The following is a 14,922-nucleotide window of genomic DNA, read 5'->3' as shown; positions in this document are numbered from 1 at the left end:
CCACCACCACCGAGATGTCGCTGCCGCGCTCGGCCGCCTGCTGCTTCAGGCGTATGGCGGTGGCAAGCCCGGCAGGCCCGGCGCCCACCACCACAACGTCATAATCCATGCCTTCGCGTTCAGGCAGCGCGTGTTCCATGAGCATCCAAGCCTTCTTCAACGTGCCAGCGCGACGGCGCCGTCGCGTGCGAAACCGAAAGGATGGGGCGCGAGAGGCGGCCGGCCCCTCGCGCCGATGATCACTTCACCAACGGGCAGCCGCCGTCCTTGAGCGGGCGGAAGGCCTCGTTGGCGGGGATGGTGGCGACCACCTCGTAGAGGTCCCACGGGCCCTTGGAGTCGGCCGGCTTCTTCACCTTGAAGAGGTACATGGGATGGGTGGCGCGGCCGTCGATGCGCACCTCGCCCTTGCCGAACAGCGGGTCGTCGATGGGGGTGGCGCGCATCTGCTCCATCACCTTGGGCGCGTCCTTGGTCTTGGCGTCCTTGATGGCGTTGAGATAGTGCAACGCGCTGGAATAGACGCCCGCCTGGGTGCTGGTGGGCATCTTGCCACCAAACTTCTCGGCGAAGCGCCGGGAGAAGGCGCGGGTATCGTCGTTGAGGTCCCAGTAGAAGGCCTCGGTGAGCAGAAGTCCCTGCGCGGCCGGCAGGCCCAGCGCCTTCACGTCGGAGGAGAAGATCAGCAGGCCGGTCAGCGACTGGCCGCCTTGCGTAAGGCCGAACTCGGCCGCCTGCTTGATGGCATTGATGGTGTCGCCGCCGGCATTGGCAAGGCCGATCACCTTGGCGCCCGAGGCCTGGGCCTGCAGCAGGAAGGAGGAGAAATCGGTGGCGCTCAGCGGGTGCTTCACGCCGCCGAGCACCTTGCCGCCGGCATTTTTCACCGCCGCCGCCGCGTCGCGCTCCAGCGCCGCGCCGAAGGCATAGTCCGCGGTGAGGAAGAACCATGTGGTTCCCTCGCGCCGGGTGGCGGCCGTGCCGGTGCCGTTGGCGAGCGCCCAGGTGTCGTAGGTCCACTGAACCGTGTTGGGCGAGCACTTGGCGCCGGTGAGGTCCGAGGAGCCGCCGCCGGAGACAAGGAAGACCTTGTTCTTCTCGCGCGTGATGTCGCTCACCACCAGCGCGACCGAGGAGGTGGGGACATCAAGGATGGCATCGACGCCGTCCTGGTCGTACCACTTGCGGGCGATGGAGGAGCCGACATCCGGCTTGTTCTGGTGGTCGGCGGAGACCACCTCGACCTTGAAGTCCTTGTGGCTCGCCACGAAGTCGTCGGCCGCCATCTGTGCCGCGACCACGGCGCCGGGTCCTGTGATGTCCGCGTACACGCCGGACATGTCGTTGAGCACACCGAGCTTGACCGCGGTGGTCTCAGCGCGGATCGGGGCGGCTGCAAGAGCCGAGACGGCAGTGGCAAGAAACAAGGCGCAGGATTTCCGCAACACACGACTTGTCATCAAACTTTCCTCCCTTTGTGAAGATGAAGGCGACGGGTAGCGTTCGGCGCCACCTCGTGCCGCAGATGTGAGGCGAGAGCGTCGGGTGCCTCAGGAGCCGATGCCGAGGTCGGGCGAGCGACGCTTGATCTCATCGAGGATGATCTCGCGGATCGCCTTCTTGGAAAGCTTTCCGGTGGCGGTGTGAGGCAGCTCCGTCACGATCACCACGTCATCGGGCATGCACCACTTGGAGATCTTGCCTTCATAATGGGCGCGCATGTCGGCGCGGGAGAAGGTGGCACCCGGCTTCAGCACCGCCACCAGCACCGGCCGCTCGCCCCAACGCGCATCGGGGCGCGCGACGATGGCGGCTTCCTGGATCGCCGGATGGGCCTGGGCGATGTTTTCGAGGTCGATGGAGGAGATCCATTCGCCGCCCGACTTCACCACGTCCTTGGTGCGGTCGACGATCTGTATGAAGCCCTCCTGGTCCATGGTCACCACGTCGCCGGTGTCGAACCAGCCGGGATTGTCCGCATGGGCCGCGCTCGTCGGCGTATTGAAATAGGCCTGCGCCACCCAGGGGCCGCGGACCAGCATGGAGCCGAAGCTCCTGCCGTCGTGTGCCACCTCGTCCCCGCCGGACCCGGCCACGCGGAACTCCATGCCGAACAACGGCCGGCCCTGCTTGCACTCAAGGGCGAGGCGCTCTTCCGGCGGCAGCGTCCTGTGCTTGGGCTTGAGCGCAGCGGAGAGGCCCACCGGGCTCGTCTCCGTCATGCCCCACGCCTGGCGCACCTCCACGCCCATGTTGTGGAACCGGCTGATCATGATGGGCGGAATGGCCGAGCCGCCGATCACCACCCGCTTCAGCGCCGAGAAGCTGCGGGCGTGGGTGTCCATCCAGTCGAGCAGGCCGAGCCACACGGTGGGCACCCCGGCAGTGAAGGAGACGCCCTCGCCCTCGAACAAAGCGTGCAGGCTGGCGCCGTCGAGATGGGCGCCGGGCAGCACCAGCTTCGCCCCCACCATGGGCGCGGCGAACGGCAGGCCCCAGGCGTTCACATGGAACATGGGCACGATGGGGCAGACCACGTCGCTGGCGGAGAGCCCCAGCGCGTCGGGCATGGCGATCGCCATGGCGTGCAGCACGCATGAGCGATGGGAATAGAGCACGCCCTTGGGGTCGCCCGTGGTGCCGGAGGTGTAGCACAGGCCCGAGGCGGTGTTCTCGCTGAAGGCCGGCCACTCGAACGTATCCGGCTCGCCGGCGATGAGCGTCTCGTAGCACTGCAGACCGGGAAGGACCGGGGAGGCGGGCATGTGCGCCTCGTCGGTCATGGCCACCAGGGCTTTGAGCCCTTTCAGCTGGTCCGCCAGCTCTTCCACGATGGGCAGGAAGGTCAGGTCGAAGAACAGCGCACTGTCTGCGGCATGCGCGATGATGTAGGTGATCTGCTCGCGGAACAGGCGCGGATTGATGGTATGGCACACGAAGCCGGAGCCGGAGACGCCGTAGTAAAGCTCCAGGTGGCGGTAGCCGTTCCAGGCCAGGGTGCCGACGCGGTCGCCGGTGTTCAGGCCAAGACGCGCCAGGGCGTTGGCGAGCTTGCGGCTGCGCTTCGACAGCTCACCGTAGGTGTAACGGTGAAGCCCGCCCTCAACCGTCGCCGAAACCACCTCGCCGTCGCTGTGGTAGGCCTCCGCATGCCGCAGGATCGAGGATAACAGCAGCGGGACATCCATCATCGTTCCGAGCATCGCTTCCCTCCGTCTTTGATCTTGTATTGGCCGTTGGTCGTGTGGCGTGTGGTGGGTCAAAAGGCGTCGGCGTGGAGCGCCATCAGCGAGGGCGCGCCGTGGGCGAGTGCGGCATCGAGGCCCAGCGTCTGGGGCAGCATGCGCTCGACGAAGAAGCGCGCGAGAACCGCCTTGCGCTGCAGCACCGGAGTGGCGGCCTCGCCCGTCGCGGCGGCGGCCATGCGGACCCACATCCAGCCGAGGGCGACGAGGGCGAACAGGCGCAGGTAGTCGGTCGCTGCCGCGCCGGCCTCGATGGCGCCTCCATTGGCGGCGAGACGCGCCGTCGCGCCCTCCAGCCGGGCCAGGGCCTCGGCCACTGGCGTCACCAGCGCGGCGCCGGCGGCGGGCAGGGCGGTATCGAGGTCGGCCTTGATGAGAGCGAAAAAGCGCTGCGGCAGCTTTCCGCCCTCCAGGCCGAGCTTGCGGCCCACAAGGTCCAGCGCCTGCACGCCGTTGGTGCCCTCGTAGATCTGGGCGATGCGCGCGTCGCGCACATATTGCTCCATGCCCCATTCACGGATGTAGCCGTGCCCACCCAGCACCTGCTGGGACGCCACCGCGGTCTCGAAGCCGAAATCGGTGAAGGCGGCCTTGACCACCGGGGTGAGCAGCGCCACCAGCGCGTCAGCCTCGCGGCGCACCGTTGCGTCGGGATGGCGGTCGGCGATGTCCATCTGGAGCGCCGTCCACACCGCGAGCGCCCGCGCTGCGTCTGCGAAAGCGCGTCCCGTGAGCAGCATCTTGCGCACGTCGGGATGATTGATGATCGCGACCGGGCCCGGCGTGCCGTCGGCACCGTGGCCCTGCAGGCGCTCCCTGGCGTAGGCCACGGCCTTCTGGTTGGCCGCTTCGGCGATGCCGAGGCCCTGGATGCCGACGAACAGGCGTTCCGCGTTCATCATGGTGAACATGGCGTTGAGTCCGCGACCCGGCTCGCCCACCAGCCAGCCGGTGGCGCCGTCATAGTTCATCACGCAGGTGGGCTGGGCGTGAATACCCATCTTGTGTTCCAGCGCGCCGACATTCACGCCGTTGCGGGCGCCGAGGCTGCCGTCCTCATGGACGAGGAACTTGGGGGCGAGGAAGAGGCTGATGCCCTTCACGCCCTTTGGCGCATCGGGCAGGCGCGCGAGCACCAGATGGATGACGTTGCCGCCGAAGTCCTGGTCGCCCGAGGAAATGAAGATCTTGGTGCCGGTGATGGCATAGCTGCCGTCGCCATTGGGCACGGCGCGGGTATTGAGCAGTCCGAGGTCGGTGCCGGCGGAGGCTTCGGTGAGGGCCATGGCGCCGGTCCACTCGCCGGAGATCATCTTCGGCAGGTAGGTGGCCTTCAGCTCCGCGCTGGCATGGTGGCCGATGGCCTCCACCGCGCCGCGGGTCAGGCCGGGGAAGAGGCCGAAGGAGAGATTGGCCGAGGACAGCATCTCGTCGAGGAGGATCTGCAGCACCCGAGGCAGGCCCTGCCCGCCATATTCGGGATCTCCGGAGAGGGAGCACCAGCCGGCCTCGGCGAAGGCGCGATAGGCCTCGGCGACGCCCTTGGGCGTGGTGACGAGGCCGTTCTCGAGGGTGCAGCCCTCCTCGTCGCCGGAGCGGTTGAGGGGCTCCAGCACGCCGGCCGCGAACTTGCCGGCCTCCTCGAGCACGCTCACCGCCAGCTCGGCATTCACCTCCTCGAAGCCGGGCAGGCCGGCCATGGTGGCATCGAAGTCGAACACCCGCGTCAGCAGGAAGGCGATGTCGTCGACGGGCGCGGTATAGGTGGCCATGAGTCGTACCTCGAAATGAGTCTTGCGTCGAAGATCAGTTGCGCAGGGGCTTGCCGGTGGCGAGCATGTGGCGGATGCGCTCCAGCGTGGCCGGCTCGCCGAGCAGGGCGATGAAGGCAGCGCGCTCCAGCGCGGTCACCGCGTCTTCGCCGACCGGCCGGACAGGATCGGCATCGGGGCCGCCGGTGAGCACGGTCACGAGGGCCTCGCCCACCACCCGGTCGTGGGCGGTGAGGCGGCCCGCCGTGGCCTCGGTCTCAAGCACGTTGCGCAGGGCCGAGGCTCCGGAGGGGCCGGACAGGGTGAGGCTCGGCGGGGCGGGCGGGACATAGCCCTCCGCCAGCGCCAGAGCCTTCGCCTTGGCATCGGCAAGCAGGCGGGCACGGTTCATGGTGATGCCGTCGGTGGGGCGCAGAAAGCCGAGGCGGCGGGCCTCGAAGGCACTGGTGGAGACCTTGCCCGGCGCGATCACGCCGAACGCGGCCAGCGCCGGCGCCACCGGCCCCTTCGCGCTCGCATGGCCTTCGGCGAAGCGCAGCAGCATCTCCTTGCAGCCACCCCAGCCGGGCACCACGCCGATGCGGGGCTCCACAAGGCCGATGGTCAATTCCGCATGGGCCTGGATGGCCCGGCAGTGCAGCAGCAGTTCGCAGCCGCCGCCGAAGGCGAGGCCCGCAGCCGCGCCAACCACCGGGAAGGGGGCATATTTCACCGCCTTGAACAGCCGGTGGCCGCGATCGATGGATGCGCCGAAGGCGGCAGGTCCGCTCGTCTCCACGGTTTCGAGGAACACGCGGATGTCCGCGCCGGCGCTGAACAGCGGCGCGTCGGAGCCGATGACGAGGCCCTTGAAGCCCTGCTGGACGCGGGCCAACGTCGCCTCCAGCGCGTCCAGCACGGGCGCGCCGAAGGTATTCATCTTGCTGCGGATCTCGAAGCAGGCGATGCCGTCGCCGAGATCCCACAGCCGGGCCGCGCCCCAGTCCTCGACCGCCTTGGAGGCAAGCTGGACCGCGGCCAGAGTGATGACGCCATCGGCCTGCGCGACCTTGCGGCGGGTACCGTCCGGCAGCAGGCAGCTGCGCGCGCCGTTCTCGATGGCGTAGAAGCCGCCCGCAGCCGCCGCCTTGGCGAGAAAGTCGGGCACCGGAACGCCGCGTTTCTCAAGGCGTGCGACAAGCCAGCCGGCCCCCAGCTGATCGATCAGCTCGAACGGCCCTTTCGCCCAGCCATAGCCGCCGCGCATGGCCGTATCCACCGCGTCCGGTCCGTCGGCGATCTCGGGCGTGATACGGGCGGCATAGGCCAGCGCCTTCTCCATCACCGCCGCGGCATAGCGCCCGGCGGCGCCGTCATGCTCCATCAGCGCGCGGGCGTCGCCTTTGGTGGCATCGAGGGCGTCGCTGTCCACCTTCTTCTGGGGACGATATTCGCCGGTGACGAGATCCGTCACCTCCCGGCTCTTGCGATCGGCCGAGAGCCTGACGAAGCCGGCGCCGCTTTTGCGGCCGAGGCGCTTCTCGCCGATCATCCGGGCGAGCAGCGCAGGCTCGACGGGATAGTCCTGCATGGGATCGGACGGCGGCAGCGCGCCGTGCAGGGAGCGCAGCACCATGGACATGAGGTCGATCCCCACCAGGTCCATGAGGCCGAAAATGCCGGTCTTCGGGATGCCGAAGGGTTTCGAGATGGCTGCGTCCGCCACCTCCACGTCGAGGCCGAGGGCGATGGCCTCGTTCACCGCGGCGGCCATCCAGTAATTGCCTATACGATTGGCGATGAAGCCGGGGGTGTCGCGGCAGACGACCACGCTCTTGCCGAGATCGCGGTCGCCGAAGTCGCGGATCGTCTCCAGCGCCTCGCGCCGGGTCCGGGGCCCCGCCACCAGCTCCAGCAGGGGCATGGTGCGCGGTGGGTTGAAGAAATGGGTGACGAGGAAGTCGGCGGCGAAACCTTCGGGCAGGCCATCCACCAGCGCCGACAGCGGGATGGTGGAGGTGTTCGAGCTGACGATGGAGCCCGGCTTGCGCACCGATTCGATGCGGGCATAAAGGCCCTGCTTCACGTCCAGCCGCTCGGCCACCGCCTCGATGATCAGGTCGGCGTCGGACAGTAGCAACATGTCGTCGCTCACCGAGCCGGTGACGACCCGCTCGGCGAAGGCGGCATCCATGAAGCCGCCGCTTTTCACCTGCTTCGCGACGGCCGACGCGGCGGTCGCCGCCTCCACGTCCAGCAACACCACATGGAGGCCGGCATTGGCGAGGTGCGCCGCGATGCCCGAGCCCATGACGCCGGCACCGATGACGCCGGCCTTGCGGATCTCGCCCATCACGCGGCCTCCAGCACGAGGGCGATGCCCTGTCCGCCGCCGATGCACTGGGTGGCGAGGCCGTAGCGCCCGCCGTCGCGCTTCAACAGCTGCGCCGCCTTGCCCACGAGCCGCGCGCCGGTGGCCCCCAGCGGATGGCCCAGCGCGATGGCGCCGCCGTCGCGGTTGAGACGGGCGGGATCGATGTCGAGGTCACGGCAGCAGGCCAGCACCTGCACCGCGAACGCCTCGTTCATCTCGATCACGTCGAGGTCGGCGGCCGTGATGCCGGCGCGGGCGAGCGCCTTGCGGGTGGCCTCCACGGGGCCGATGCCCATGATCTCTGGCGCGCAGCCGGACACCGCATAGCCGGCAACCCGCGCCAGCGGCGCGAGGTTGTGCCGGCGGGCGAAATCCTCGGAGACGATGAGGGTGGCCGAGGCGCCATCGGTGAGCGGAGAGGAATTGCCCGCCGTCACCGAGCCCCCCGCCTTGAACACCGCCTTGAGGGTCCCAAGCTTGTCGACGGTGGTGCCGCCGCGCACGCAGCCGTCCTTGTCCACGGTGCCGGCCGGCGTCGCCACTGGGGCGATCTCGGCGGCGAGGCGCCCATCGGCCTGCGCCGCGGCCGCCTTGTCCTGGCTCGCGGCCGCATAGGTGTCCTGGGCCTCGCGGGAAATGCCGTACTGGTCGGCGAGATTTTCCGCGGTGAGGCCCATGTTCATGAAGGCGGCGCGCAGGGCATCGTCCCAGCGCGGATTGGGCAGGGGGTTGAAGCCCATCATGGGCACCTTGGTCATGCTCTCGATGCCGCCGGCGATGAAGGCCTCACCCGCGCCCATGGCGATGGCGCCTGCGGCCATCTGCACCGCTTGCATGGAGGAGCCACACCAGCGGTTCACCGTGGAGCCGCCGACGCTCAGCGGCAGGCCGGCGATGAGGCTGGCGCAGCGCGCGATGTTGAGGCCTTGTTCCCCCTCCGCGAAGGCGCAGCCGAGGATGACGTCCTCAAGGGTCGCAGGATCGAGGCCCGAGCGGCCCACGACGGCGGAGATGACACCGGCGGCAAGGTCGTCCGGACGGACGCCGGAGAGGGCGCCCTTGTAGGCCGGGGTGAAGGGGCTGCGCGCATAATCGACGATGAAAGCGTGGGCCATGCTCGTTCCTTGGCCGGCCCGACGCCGGCACGGGTTCGCAGGAGGCAGTTCAGAACAGGAGGTCGTGTTGGCAGCGGAGAGGGTTGATCCGGTTCGACCGTCGCCGCGCCGGCTCACCCCCCAAGGCTTGCCCTGCCGGCTGGCTATGTATCAAACGATTGGTACAATACGCAACCCAGCAGCGGCTACCACACGCCGCGTCGACGTGCTTTCCTCGAGGCAGAGGTCGCACTAAGACAGGACAAAGCGAAATCAGGGGCGCGGACCGGATGTCCTCGGTCGCGACAGGGCGCCAGAACCGGGACCGCAGGACCACGTGAATGTCACGCAAGACCGCCGCCAGGAAGACCGTCGCGAAAGGCGAGGAGACGCGGCAGAACAAGTTCGCCAGCGAGCTGTTCCAGGGTGAGCTCAGCCCCCGCCACCGGGACGTGCTGGAAGCGGCCGCGAGCCTGTTCGCGGAGCGCGGCTACGCGGCCACCTCGGTGCGCGAGATCGGCGAACGGGTCGGACTGCTCGGGGGGTCGCTCTACCACTACATCAAGTCGAAGGAAGCGCTGTTCGTGCGCATCCACGACACCGCGCTTGAGGTCGCGGGTGACCGCATCCGAGCCGCTGTCGAGGCGCAGACCGACCCCTGGGACCGGCTGGAGGCGGCATGCGTGACCATGCTGGAGATCCAGCTCGATCCCCACTCCATCACGATGCCACTCATGAACGACCTTCAGGCCGTCCCCGCCGAGGTACGCGAGCAGCTTATCGCCCGACGTGACAGCTTTGAAAAGATCTTCTCGGATCTTGTGGGTGACCTACCCTTGAATCCGCAGATTGATCGCAGCGTATACAGGCTTCTCCTTCTAACGCTGCTCAATAACACAAGCTCTTGGTATCGTGAGGGGCGCCTGACGCCCAAGGATATCGCCAAGCAGATCATTTTCATATTCCATCAGCGCGCTGAATATAAAGAATAATTTTGATGAGCGCCGGCTGTAAACGGGCTGAGTCCTGATCCAGCTCGGAAATTTCGTAGACGATCGCACCAGCGTGCGTTACCGAAGCATCCGTTCCGACGATGCAAGTCTGCGGGAGGCCATGCGGGCCGTAGCGGGCGAGCGGCGTCCCATCCTGGTGCCGGATCGGACCAACATCCGCTGGAACCTCGACTTCGTGTCGGATGCCTTCACAGGCGGTCGGCGCTTCCGGGTGCTGACCGCGGTCGACGAAACAACATGCGGCGCCCCCACTTCAGCCGGGAGTGCCTGGTGCTCGTCGCCGATACCTCGCTCTCGGGCCTTCGGGTGACGCGCGAGCTCGACGCGCTGCTCGCCACCCGAGGCAAGCCGTCGACGATCGATTCCGATAACGGCACCGCTTCCTTGGACTTCGACGATCTCGGGGCGGCGTTGACGTGATCGTCGATTTCAGCGGCAGAGACTGTGTTCCGCCGTCCGAGCGCTTGCCGCCATCGCTGTTATAGATAGGGCGAATGCCGTCCCGGCAGAGTAGGAGCAAATCATGGCCGAGAGATTTGAACGGCACCGCCAGCCCTGGACTCATGAGGAACTCGAAAAGCTCAAATTGCTCGCCAAGAAGGGCATGGCGCTCAAGGCGATTTCGAAAGCAATGACGCGCAGCGAGGAATCCATCAAAGACCGAGCCAAACTCGATGGCATCGGGATCGCCAAGCTCCGTTAGGTCCGGCTCACGATACAGTGCGCCCCCCATGCCTCTCCAGGCATTGGCCCTCACGTGGCGCCAAACCAATTTCTGGATTTGCTGGATTTCCAGATATCCAGAAGTTGGCCCTCGCAAGACATTGAAAATACTCGGTTCCTGATTTTGCCCGACTGGGCGGCCGTCGGGATGGCGGACTCCAGCGCTCGCGCGGCCATGGCCTCCCGCGTCCGCAGCTCGGCGACGATGCGGCCCCGGAGGCGAGAGGCCGTCTCGTTCTTCTCCATCCACACCGGTTGCAGGACCGCGCTTCTCGCGGATCTTCGCGCAGTAGGCGGGGCCGGGGGGCGCTTTCCGTTGTGCCGCGTGCTTCTCATTCCTGAAGCCGGGCCTCAGCTTCTCGGCCATGGCATCGGCGAACTCCCCCTTAAGGAGGGTGTCTCCTCAGCCTCCTTCTTGCGGCGCCGAGCCTTGCAAGGCGAAGCGTCAAGCAGCCTGTCCAGGAGGCATCCAGGAGGCATCCAGGAGGCATCCAGGAGGCCGGTGCGCCCGCGGTGGCCGAAGTGTCGCACCGGCGGGGGCTCCGGCCGGCGCCGCAAAGCGTTTAAATACGCGCCAACCTCGAGGGCCCCTGCCGAATTTTACGGCAGCATTGAGCCACGCCGCGCCTCCTGTTACGCGGTCTGTGGCTCAGACCTCATTCATTGCCGAAGGACGCCGCGATCGTGCACGACAGCCATTCCCATCCGCACCTCTCCCTGTCCAAGGACAAGATCAAGGTGCTGCTCCTCGAAGGCGTGAACGACAGCGCCGTGGAGCTTCTGACCAATGCCGGCTACACCAACCTCGTCCGCCTGCCCAAGGCGCTGGACGGAGAGGCGCTGCACGAGGCCGTCAAGGGGGTCCACATCCTCGGCATCCGCTCGCGCACCCAGATCACCCCCGAGGTGCTGGAGGCGGCGGACCGGCTGATCGCCATTGGCTGCTTCAGCGTCGGCACCAACCAGGTGGACCTGGACGCCGCCCGCGTGCACGGCGTGCCGGTGTTCAACGCGCCCTTCTCCAACACCCGCAGTGTGGCGGAACTGGTGATCGGCGAGATCGTGATGCTGCTGCGCCGCATCCCCACCCGCTCCCACGCAGCACACGAGGGCCGCTGGGACAAGTCGGCCACCAACAGCGTGGAAGTGCGCGGCAAGACGCTGGGCATCGTCGGCTACGGCAATATCGGCTCGCAGCTCTCCATCCTCGCCGAGGCCATGGGCCTCAAGGTGATCTTCTACGATCACACCGACAAGCTGCGCCACGGCCAGGCCGAGCCGGTGCCCACCCTCAATGCGCTGCTGGCCCAGAGCGACATCGTCAGCCTGCACGTGCCCGAGACGCCGGCGACCCACGGCATGATCGGCCGCGACGAGATCGCCGCCATGAAGCCCGGCGCCTACCTCATCAACAACAGCCGCGGCACGGTGGTGGACCTCGACGCCCTCGCCGAGGCGCTGAAGGAGGGCCGCCTGCGTGGTGCGGCGATCGACGTGTTCCCGGTGGAGCCGGGCTCCAACAACGAGCGCTTCGTTTCCCCGCTCCAGGGCCTCGACAATGTGATTTTGACGCCGCACATCGGCGGCTCCACCGAGGAGGCGCAGGAGCGCATCGGCGCCGAGGTGGCGCGCAAGCTGGTGGACTATTCCGATACCGGTTCTACCATGGGGACGGTGAACTTTCCCGAGGTGCAGTTGCCGGCCCGCCCGCGCGGAACCCGCTTCATCCAGATCCACCGCAACCTGCCGGGCATGCTGCGGCGGCTCAACGAAGTGCTGGCGCGCCACTCGGTCAACATCGCCGCGCAGTATCTGGAGACCTACGCCGACGTGGGCTACGTGGTGCTGGACGCCGATGCCTCCACCGCCGACAGCCAGGCCGTGCTCGCCGACATCCGCGAGATCGAGGGCACCATCCGGGCCCGGCTGCTCTACGAACACAAGATCTAGGCGCTTGGGAGTGGAGGCTGCGGTGTCCGCGGCTGCCCGCTTCGGTTGATCGGGATGCCGACGGACTGTCGCGACACTCCGGTCCCACTGAGAGGTTGCTCGCTTCGGATTGCCCGGAGCGGGCAAATCCCATCCCACGCGTTCTGCCCGTCGATTCATGGCCTGCAAGTCGCGGATCCCGCCGCCGGATGAATTGGGCCCGGGCACGGGGTGGGCAAGGGGGAAGCGGCGGGCCGCTGCTGGCCCTTTTTCCGGCTTGGGGGAGACGCTCCGAGGGGGCGGATCGAGCCTTCCGCGGCGACCCGCCCTTCCGCCGGCGCGCGCAGCTTCCACCCCGCTGATCCAGCGCCGCCCGAATCCCTCACGTCCCGCCCCTCGTCCCGCAGGCGTGCGGCCGATCCGTTCGCGAGGCGGCCCGTGGCGGCGGCCGTTCAAGGCCGTTGGCCGACCTGGGCGGGGCCGCATCGAATCGACCACCGGCCGGATGCGGGGCACGGCGCGGTACTGGGCGGTATCTGCGACCGTCACGCCGAAGTCGTCTCCGGTAAATTGGTAATGAACATTCAGCGGGGCGGTTGCCTTCCGGCCGCGTGAAAGTCTGTCACCGCAGCGCTTGGCGACGAAAATGGCACACTTTTGCCGGTCTAGATTCCGCCACAGGTGAGACTGGGCCGCCGGTGTTCCGGTGATCGTCCGTCATGAGCCGGCTACCGCTCCGAGGATTTGACTCGGAACACCAGCCGCCGCGCCCCCCTCCAGGGAGAAAATAGATAAGGATCATAACGTTAAATGGGTTAAAGCGTGGCCGACCGCAGCGTGGGAAGTGGTATTATGGTGAGTCATCATGGGCGTGCCATTCCTGCAACACCCGGCGGAAAAGCGGCCCTAGGGTGACGTGAACGGTACCGTTCCGATTGATCAAGGTTTCGCCTTTTGTATGTTGGCTCTGCGACGAAGGGGGGCAGTCCCCGGTCGCCCACTGCGTGTTCGGGGGGTCTGAGGGCGCAGTGGGAAATCGGGGCAAGAACCCTCTCGGGGTGCAGCCGCACCGGCGAAGCGGAACTCGCTCCCTCGATCAAACTTGGAGGTCTAAAATGAAGATGGTGAAGAGCCTTCTCCTCGGTAGCGCGGCAGGTCTCGTCGCAGTCGTTGGAGCCCAGGCCGCCGATCTGCCTGTCAAGGCGAAGGCAGTCGAATACGTGAAGATCTGCTCCGCTTACGGCGCGGGCTACTACTACATCCCCGGCACTGACACCTGCATCAAGATCGGCGGCTACGCCCGCTTCGATACGTATGTGAACGCTGTCGGCACCTTCAATCCGGCGATCACCTCTGCCGCCGGCACCATCTTCAACGGTCCGGGCGTGGGCAACTTTGCCTATCCCTTCAAGGACTCTGACGATAACGACTACCTGACCCGCGTCCGCGGCGTCATCGACCTCGACGCCCGCACCCAGACCGACTACGGCACCCTGCGCTCCTACGTGCGCTTCGGCGCCGAGTGGAACTCGCAGACCGGCGCCGGCGCGGCTTCCGGCTCGGGCGTGTACTTCGAGCGCGCTTTCATCCAGTTCTCCGGCTTCACGTTCGGTTATACCCAGTCGTTCTTCGACACGGGTCTGAACTACATGCTGACCACCCCGCTGTCGGGCTCCAACACCTGGACCACCCTCGCGGCCTACACCGCCCAGTTCGGCAACGGCTTCTCCGCGACCCTGTCGCTTGAAGACGCCGCCAACCGCACCACTGGCGTGCAGATGGCTGGCGCCAGCACCGTTGCTTCCATCAGCAGCACGACCATCGGCACCGGCCTCGGCTACACCAACTACCAGGCTGGCCAGCAGGCTCCCGACATCGTCGCCAACCTGCGTATCGATCAGGCTTGGGGTTCGGCGCAGCTCTCCGGCGCTCTGCACCAGGTTCAGGTCACGCTTCCCCTCTACGGTGGCTTCTATCCGGGCCTCTCCTCCAGCGACTCCTGGGGCTGGGCTCTCGGTGGCACGGTGGAGTTCAAGCTCCCCTTCCTCGCCGCGGGTGACAGCATCTTCTTCCAGGCTGGTTATCAGGAAGGCGCCGCCAACTACCTCGGCCTCTCTGGCACTGCCCAGGGCCGTTCGGTGGGCGTCGGCTCCATCGACCTCAACCAGGTCGGCAGCTTCGTGACTGCCTCGGGCGCGTTCTACACCGTGGCTGACGCGGTGGCGGTCAACTCCTTCGGTGACACCAGCCTGACCAAGGGCTGGCAGATCCAGGGTCAGTTCCGCCACTACTGGACCCCCGGCCTGCGCTCGGCGCTCTATGCCGGCTACGTGTCCTACGAAGTTCCGGACAACGTCGTTGCCGCTCTCGACTTCAACCTGTGGCAGGTCGGTGTGAACACCGTGTGGTCGCCGGTGAAGAACCTCGATATCGCTGCGGAAGTGGTCTACAGCAAGGTCGATGGCTCGGCCCCGCTCGGCTACTACCAGGCCTACACGGGCGCTGGCACCAGCAGCAACCCCACGACGGGCTACACGCTCGCCGGCGGCTCCACCGACATCTGGTCGGGTGGCGTGCGCGTGCAGCGTAACTTCTGATCCTCGCTCTTAGCGAAGATTTCGAAAGAGGCCCCGGCGGGAAACCGCCGGGGCTTTTCTTTGTCTGAAGGGTTTTCTTCAGCACGCTTTTGAATTACGCTACGTAATATATGGCAAATACTAGAATTATAATAATCCAATAGTGTGCCCGAGGTATTTCAATCCTGGCCACAGTTTGCCATTGTAGTCAGCGGAA

Annotated in this window: 10 protein-coding genes and 1 pseudogene; 5 read left to right on the top strand and 6 right to left on the bottom strand. The window is 66.9% G+C overall.

What is annotated here, in order from left to right; all coding sequences use genetic code 11:
• The 6 genes from FBQ73_RS23005 to FBQ73_RS00995 all read right to left on the bottom strand — a co-directional run.
• Positions 1-145: FAD-binding protein (locus FBQ73_RS23005; protein ID WP_246089499.1), on the bottom strand; the 145-nt coding region annotated here is incomplete at its 3' end.
• A 94-nt stretch (positions 146-239) separates the two neighbouring features.
• On the bottom strand, positions 240-1,460 hold the full coding sequence (locus FBQ73_RS01015) for an ABC transporter substrate-binding protein (protein WP_138397660.1): 1,221 nt from the start codon (positions 1,458-1,460) through the stop codon (positions 240-242).
• A 90-nt stretch (positions 1,461-1,550) separates the two neighbouring features.
• Positions 1,551-3,203, bottom strand: a complete 1,653-nt coding sequence (locus tag FBQ73_RS01010) for a long-chain-fatty-acid--CoA ligase (protein ID WP_138397659.1) — start codon at positions 3,201-3,203, stop codon at positions 1,551-1,553.
• Positions 3,204-3,259: 56 nt separating this feature from the next.
• Positions 3,260-5,017, bottom strand: a complete 1,758-nt coding sequence (locus FBQ73_RS01005) for an acyl-CoA dehydrogenase C-terminal domain-containing protein (protein WP_138397658.1) — start codon at positions 5,015-5,017, stop codon at positions 3,260-3,262.
• Positions 5,018-5,051: 34 nt separating this feature from the next.
• Positions 5,052-7,349 (bottom strand): 3-hydroxyacyl-CoA dehydrogenase/enoyl-CoA hydratase family protein, encoded by a 2,298-nt coding sequence (locus FBQ73_RS01000; protein ID WP_138397657.1) that lies wholly within the window; start codon positions 7,347-7,349, stop codon positions 5,052-5,054.
• Entirely contained in the window at positions 7,349-8,485 is a 1,137-nt protein-coding gene (locus FBQ73_RS00995; RefSeq protein ID WP_138397656.1) for a thiolase family protein, read from the bottom strand. The genes FBQ73_RS01000 and FBQ73_RS00995 overlap by 1 nt, the downstream gene beginning before the upstream one ends.
• A 320-nt stretch (positions 8,486-8,805) precedes the next feature.
• Here FBQ73_RS00995 and FBQ73_RS00990 point away from each other — a divergent pair, with 320 nt between their 5' ends.
• The 5 genes and pseudogenes from FBQ73_RS00990 (at position 8,806) to FBQ73_RS00975 (ending at position 14,726) form a co-directional block, all read left to right on the top strand.
• Positions 8,806-9,456, top strand: a complete 651-nt coding sequence (locus tag FBQ73_RS00990; protein ID WP_210236630.1) for a TetR/AcrR family transcriptional regulator — start codon at positions 8,806-8,808, stop codon at positions 9,454-9,456.
• A gap of 64 nt (positions 9,457-9,520) precedes the next feature.
• A pseudogene (locus tag FBQ73_RS23000) lies at positions 9,521-9,855 on the top strand (IS3 family transposase); the annotation flags it as partial.
• 145 nt (positions 9,856-10,000) lie between these two features.
• On the top strand, positions 10,001-10,180 hold the full coding sequence (locus FBQ73_RS00985) for a Myb-like DNA-binding domain-containing protein (protein ID WP_138397655.1): 180 nt from the start codon (positions 10,001-10,003) through the stop codon (positions 10,178-10,180).
• A 704-nt stretch (positions 10,181-10,884) separates the two neighbouring features.
• Positions 10,885-12,150 (top strand): phosphoglycerate dehydrogenase, encoded by a 1,266-nt coding sequence (gene serA / locus FBQ73_RS00980; protein WP_138397654.1) that lies wholly within the window; start codon positions 10,885-10,887, stop codon positions 12,148-12,150.
• Positions 12,151-13,244: 1,094 nt separating this feature from the next.
• Positions 13,245-14,726 carry a porin gene (locus tag FBQ73_RS00975; RefSeq protein WP_138397676.1) on the top strand — a complete coding sequence of 494 codons (1,482 nt, stop codon included), beginning with the start codon at positions 13,245-13,247 and terminating at the stop codon, positions 14,724-14,726.
• Positions 14,727-14,922: the final 196 nt, after the last annotated feature.

The sequence above is a fragment of the Xanthobacter autotrophicus genome, assembly GCF_005871085.1.
Lineage (GTDB): Bacteria > Pseudomonadota > Alphaproteobacteria > Rhizobiales > Xanthobacteraceae > Xanthobacter > Xanthobacter autotrophicus.
The sequence above is the reverse complement of the archived record's forward strand: the minus strand, read 5'-3'. Positions and strand labels throughout refer to the sequence as shown.

Bases quoted from the DNA above. Each gene is read 5' to 3' on its own strand.
- FBQ73_RS00985 (WP_138397655.1), top strand. From the start codon at position 10,001: ATGGCCGAGAGATTTGAACGGCACCGCCAGCCCTGGACTCATGAGGAA.
- FBQ73_RS01010 (WP_138397659.1), bottom strand. From the start codon at position 3,203: ATGCTCGGAACGATGATGGATGTCCCGCTGCTGTTATCCTCGATCCTG.
- FBQ73_RS00990 (WP_210236630.1), top strand. From the start codon at position 8,806: ATGTCACGCAAGACCGCCGCCAGGAAGACCGTCGCGAAAGGCGAGGAG.
- FBQ73_RS01000 (WP_138397657.1), bottom strand. From the start codon at position 7,349: ATGGGCGAGATCCGCAAGGCCGGCGTCATCGGTGCCGGCGTCATGGGC.
- FBQ73_RS00975 (WP_138397676.1), top strand. From the start codon at position 13,245: ATGAAGATGGTGAAGAGCCTTCTCCTCGGTAGCGCGGCAGGTCTCGTC.
- FBQ73_RS00995 (WP_138397656.1), bottom strand. From the start codon at position 8,485: ATGGCCCACGCTTTCATCGTCGATTATGCGCGCAGCCCCTTCACCCCG.
- FBQ73_RS01005 (WP_138397658.1), bottom strand. From the start codon at position 5,017: ATGGCCACCTATACCGCGCCCGTCGACGACATCGCCTTCCTGCTGACG.
- FBQ73_RS01015 (WP_138397660.1), bottom strand. From the start codon at position 1,460: ATGACAAGTCGTGTGTTGCGGAAATCCTGCGCCTTGTTTCTTGCCACT.